Genomic DNA, 5413 nt, shown 5'->3' with positions numbered 1-5413 from the left:
GTTAAGTATATTGTAACCCAGTAAGACCGGCCTGGCTTAAGAAGACAGGCATCGTTTTAAGCCAGGTATAAAGAGGAATCGATTATGGCTATTACAGTAAACACTAACGTGACTTCAATGAAGGCTCAGAAAAACCTAAATGCTTCAGGTGGCGCACTTGCTACCTCTATGGAGCGTCTATCAAGTGGCCTTCGCATTAACAGTGCAAAAGATGATGCGGCAGGTTTAGCAATTTCTAACCGTTTGAATTCTCAGGTTCGTGGTCTAGATGTCGGTATGCGTAATGCGAATGATGGTATTTCAGTAGCCCAAATCGCTGAAGGTGCAATGCAAGAACAGACTAATATGTTGCAGCGTATGCGTGATTTGGCTGTACAATCTGTGAATGGTGCAAATTCTGCAAGTGATAGGACTGCTCTGCAGGCGGAAATTACTCAATTAGCCACAGAAATTACTGCTATTGCCGATACTACAGCCTTTGGTAATACCAAATTGCTTGATGGTACCTTTACCGCTAAGGCGTTCCAGGTTGGTCATCAGGGGGGGGAGAATATCTCAATTTCTATCACTGATACAGATGCCACTACTCTGGCTGTAAATGCTTTGACAGTCGACACAGATATTAACTCGGCGGCTGCTATTACCGCCATTGATGCAGCGATTGCTACCATTGATGGCCAGCGTTCAACTCTTGGTGCAACTCAGAATCGTCTAGCGCACAACATCAGCAACAGCGCTAACACTCAGGCTAACGTAGCCGACGCTAAGAGCCGTATCGTAGACGTGGATTTCGCGAAAGAAACTTCTGCTATGACTAAGAACCAAGTGCTTCAGCAAACCGGTTCAGCTATGCTAGCTCAAGCTAACCAGCTGCCACAGGTTGCCCTATCACTACTCTAATAGAGTAATGGGTTAGACCGAGTTTGATGAAGATAAGGGAGGTTCGGCGACGGATCTCCCTTTCGTGATTTTAAGGATAAATTAACGAAGTAGAGGTACAGGTCATGGATATTAATACTGTTAATTCATCGAATGCTACAGCTGCTAAAATGGATATAGGCATGACGCCTGTTAAAGCAAATGCGGCAGAGGATGTGGAATTAGCCAAAGGATCGATAAAGGCGGTTGAGCAGAGCAATCAAGCCGAAGCGGCAGAGGCCGAAGAGCAATCGCCAGAAGTGATGCAGAAGCTGGTTGAAGAGATGTCAAATATGATGTCTGTGATGCGTAAAGGCTTAGCTTTTAAAATTGACGAAGATTCTGGCACAAATATTGTTAGCGTTATGGATATTGATTCGGGTGATGTTATTCGTCAAATTCCAAACGAAGAAGCATTGAAGTTGGCGCAGAAACTTTCTGAAGTCACTGGATTATTAATGAAAACTGAAGTTTAAGCTTCAGCCGGCGTTGAGTAGAGGTAGTTATGGCATTAACAGCAACAGGCATAGGTTCAGGGCTTGATATCAACTCAATTGTGGGGGTGCTGGTTGATGCTGAGAAGGTGCCCAAAGAAGCGATCTTCAAAAAAACAGAAGACACCATAGATGCGAAAGTCTCTGCCATGGGCTCGCTAAAGAGTGCACTGTCTAGTTTTCAGGATGCGCTCGAAAAACTAAAAGATGGCAGCAGCTTAAACCAACGTCAGGTTTCAACCGGTGACAGTAGCTATTTTACGGCCACGGCCGATAAGAATGCGCAGACGGGTAGCTATAACATAGTCGTTGAGCAGCTTGCTCAGCGTCACAAGGTGGCAGGTGCCTTCACGGCCGATGCCAGCGCCGCGGTAGGAGAGGGGAGCTTGGGCTTCACGGTCAACGGTCAGAGTTTCTCGGTCGATGTGGCCGCAGGAGACTCACTATCGGCGATAGCCGATAAGATAAACAGCGCAGATGATAATGTCGGGGTGACAGCTACCATAGTGACCACAGATGGTGGCAGCCGTCTGGTGATCAGTTCAGATACCGAAGGGACGGATAACAACATCAGTGTTACCGCCACAGATACAACAGGTACAGGACTTAGCGACATGTTTGGCGCGGGCAATTTAAGCGAAGTACAGGCCGCCAAAGAGTCGATTGTCTATATTGATGGTCAGAAGCTACAGTCGCAAACTAACGAAATCAAGAATGCCATTGCCGGTGTGACACTGAATCTCACCGATGCCGATCTTAATAAGACCTCGGTACTTAAGATTGAGTTAGACGAAGATGCTGTGAAAGAAAATGTTCAGGGCTTTGTCGATGCCTACAATAGCCTGATGAGTACCATAGACAAGGTCTCGTCCTATGACGCCGACAAAGAGAAAGCGTCGGCGCTTCAGGGAGATTCGATGATACGTTCTATCGAGTCTCAGATACGCAACATGATCTCTGATCGTATCGATCTGGGTGGCGGGCAGTCGGTTGCCCTCTATGACATCGGTATCAAGGCGGATCGCTATGGTAAGCTATCGGTCGATAGCACTAAGCTGGATAAAGCCATCAGCGAAAATATGAGCAGTATCGAAGGCCTATTTGCAACGGATACCACAGGTTTGGCGAATAGGCTAGATACCTTGGTCAATGGTTACGTAAAGAGTGGTGGCCTGATCGATTCTCGCAACAATGCCTATACCGTCGATAAGAAGCGATTAGATAAGCAGCGTGAAGCGTTTTCGCTTAAGATGGAGCAGTTAGAAAAGCGTTTGTTTAAGCAGTTTAATGCGATGGATTTAGTTGTTGGTAAGTTAAATCAACAGTCCGCAGGTATCGTTAATGGGCTGAATTCTCTGCCTGGCGTGATTTCTCAGAAGGGCTAATCGATAGTGTTGCAAGAAGGAAGTGCATTGGAGTCTTTAGATAAGCTAAATGAAGACATTATTCAGGTCATGCAGCGTCTAGAACAAATACCTGCCGAACAGGAAGACGCTGATGAGTTGGTATCAAATTTGCTTGACTTGGTTGGTCAGCGTCAACTTTTACTCGATAAGGTGCTCGCCTCACCTAAAGAGGAAGACAGAGCCCTATTACAGTCCCAGCTGGAATTGACCAGCAGCTTTACCACGCAGGCCGTAAACCTGTTAAAGCATCGTCAGGAATTACTGCATGTCGGACGTAAGAGTCAGCGCCAACTTAATGTTTACAAGTCTATAGATGCAGAAAGGTAGGTTTTTATGAGAAAGTCACTGCAGTCATATCGCAAGGTGTCTTTAGAGAGCGAAATCTCTGTCGCTTCACCACACCGTATCATTCAGATGATGTTTGAAGGTGCGCTTCAACGATTGGCACAGAGTCGTTATGCTATAGAAAACAATGACATAGAGAGTAAAGGTATCTATGTCGGCAAGGCCATTGGCATTATTACCGGACTCAATAACAGTTTGAATATGGAGGCGGGGGGAGAAATAGCTAGTAACCTTAGCGACCTCTATGATTTTATGTTGCGTAGGATAACAGAAGCTAATTTAAACAATGATGTGCAGGCGATCGATGATGTGAGTGAAATCATCCGTACCATCAAGGAAGGCTGGGACGCCATTCCCCAAAATGAGCACCATCTAGCGTCACACACAGAGGCAATTTAATCGTCTCGACTATCTTCCTGAACAACAACTTTTTGTCAGGCGTCAAATGATTGGCGCCTGATGCTTGATACGTTGAGAATTTGCTCTAAAATCAGATGAGTTAGTCAGAAAATGAATCTGATACTTGCTAATGTGCTGCTGATAATACACTATTCCGTGTGATAGTCATTTTTTGGAAAACTGGATTAAAACGATTATCTCGCTTTCGAAGCAACTAACACTAATAATTAATGCGAATAACACTGAGTGCTTTACGGCCTTCTTAAATGATGCAAACAGATCAACGAATTCTACTTGTCGGTAATCAGTCAGAGCGAATTAATCGCTTATCTTGTGTTTTTGAGTTTCTTGGTGAGCAGGTAGAGTTGCTTGCCGTCGACAGACTCGAATCTCGAATGTCGAATACCCGCTATAGAGCACTTGTTATTGCACAAGAGGCTCAATCTAAGACCTTGTTGCAATCTATTGCCACCTCAATGCCTTGGCAACCCATCTTGTTGTTAGGCTCTAATGGCGACGTGTCGGCAGGCAATGTATTGGGTTGTATCGAAGAGCCGTTAAATTATCCTCAGTTGACCGAGCTGCTGCATTTTTGTCAGGTGTTTGTGCAGGCCAAGCGTCCGGATATACCTACCAGTGGTAACCAGACCAAGTTATTTCGCAGCCTGGTCGGTCGCAGCGAAGGCATCGCCCAGGTGCGTCACCTGATAAACCAGGTGGCTGGTTCCGATGCCACAGTATTGGTTCTAGGTCAGTCCGGTACCGGTAAAGAGGTAGTTGCACGCAATATCCACTATATTTCCGATCGCCGTGATGGTCCCTTCATCCCGGTAAACTGTGGCGCTATCCCGCCAGAACTGCTCGAGAGTGAGCTGTTCGGTCATGAGAAGGGCTCATTTACCGGTGCAATCAGTGCCCGTAAGGGGCGCTTCGAGCTCGCCGAAGGGGGTACCCTGTTTCTCGATGAGATCGGCGACATGCCCCTGCAGATGCAGGTTAAATTGCTGCGTGTGCTACAAGAGCGCGTCTTCGAGCGTGTCGGTGGCAGCAAACCTATCCATACCAATGTGCGCGTCATCGCGGCGACCCACAGAGAGCTCGAGACCATGATTGCCAACGGCGAGTTTAGGGAAGATCTCTTCTATCGCCTCAATGTGTTCCCTGTCGAGATGCCCGCCCTGTGTGAGCGCAAAGATGATATCCCACTCTTGCTGCAAGAATTAGTGAGCCGCGTCTACAACGAGGGTCGTGGCAAGGTGCGCTTTACCCAACGGGCGATTGAGTCGCTCAAGGAACATAGCTGGTCGGGTAACGTGCGTGAATTGTCTAACCTGGTCGAGCGACTGACTATCCTCTACCCAGGTGGGCTGGTCGACGTCAACGATCTTCCCCTTAAATACCGTCACATAGATGTGCCTGAATATCAGGTGCAGGTCAGTGAAGAAGAGTTGGAGCGCGATGCGCTGGCCTCTATCTTTAGTGATGAGGTGGCGGTCGATATTCCTGAGAGCCGTTTCCCTAGCGAACTGCCACCCGAAGGGGTGAACCTCAAGGATCTGTTGGCCGAGCTTGAGATCGACATGATCCGCCAGGCACTTGATCAGCAGGATAATGTGGTGGCCCGCGCCGCCGAAATGTTGGGTATCCGTCGCACCACGCTGGTGGAGAAGATGCGCAAGTATGGCATGAGCAAGGATTAATTTCGGCTCCCTGTTCTCATTTGCTCATCTCGTCTAACAAAGGCCCATTTCTGGGCCTTTGTTATTTCTGATACATAATCCACTGTTATACCAATCGTAATAAATAATTGATCATTCTAGCTTGTTAAAACGCTCGATAACTGTATTAGTA

General features: G+C 47.1%; 6 protein-coding genes. All 6 read left to right on the top strand.

Annotation, left to right across the window (positions count from 1 at the left end):
- Nucleotides 1-84: 84 nt before the first annotated feature.
- The 6 genes from L1D47_RS19935 (at nt 85) to L1D47_RS19910 (ending at nt 5262) form a co-directional block, all read left to right on the top strand.
- Nucleotides 85-900 carry a flagellin gene (locus tag L1D47_RS19935; RefSeq protein ID WP_239886534.1) on the top strand — a complete coding sequence of 272 codons (816 nt, stop codon included), beginning with the start codon at nt 85-87 and terminating at the stop codon, nt 898-900.
- Between the two features lie 104 nt (nt 901-1004).
- Complete coding sequence (locus L1D47_RS19930) at nt 1005-1394, top strand: flagellar protein FlaG (RefSeq protein WP_239886533.1); 390 nt, start codon at nt 1005-1007, stop codon at nt 1392-1394.
- 29 nt (nt 1395-1423) lie between these two features.
- Nucleotides 1424-2797, top strand: a complete 1374-nt coding sequence (gene fliD, locus L1D47_RS19925; RefSeq protein ID WP_239886532.1) for a flagellar filament capping protein FliD — start codon at nt 1424-1426, stop codon at nt 2795-2797.
- A 27-nt stretch (nt 2798-2824) separates the two neighbouring features.
- Nucleotides 2825-3145 carry a hypothetical protein gene (locus L1D47_RS19920; protein ID WP_041510630.1) on the top strand — a complete coding sequence of 107 codons (321 nt, stop codon included), beginning with the start codon at nt 2825-2827 and terminating at the stop codon, nt 3143-3145.
- 6 nt (nt 3146-3151) lie between these two features.
- Nucleotides 3152-3562, top strand: a complete 411-nt coding sequence (gene fliS, locus L1D47_RS19915) for a flagellar export chaperone FliS (RefSeq protein ID WP_239886531.1) — start codon at nt 3152-3154, stop codon at nt 3560-3562.
- A gap of 266 nt (nt 3563-3828) precedes the next feature.
- Nucleotides 3829-5262, top strand: coding sequence for a sigma-54-dependent Fis family transcriptional regulator (locus tag L1D47_RS19910; RefSeq protein WP_041510632.1), 1434 nt, complete (start codon nt 3829-3831; stop codon nt 5260-5262).
- Nucleotides 5263-5413 lie beyond the last annotated feature (151 nt).

It is taken from the genome of Shewanella sp. Isolate7 (assembly GCF_022398425.1).
Lineage (GTDB): Bacteria > Pseudomonadota > Gammaproteobacteria > Enterobacterales > Shewanellaceae > Shewanella.
This window is presented reverse-complemented; position numbering and strand designations above follow the sequence as displayed.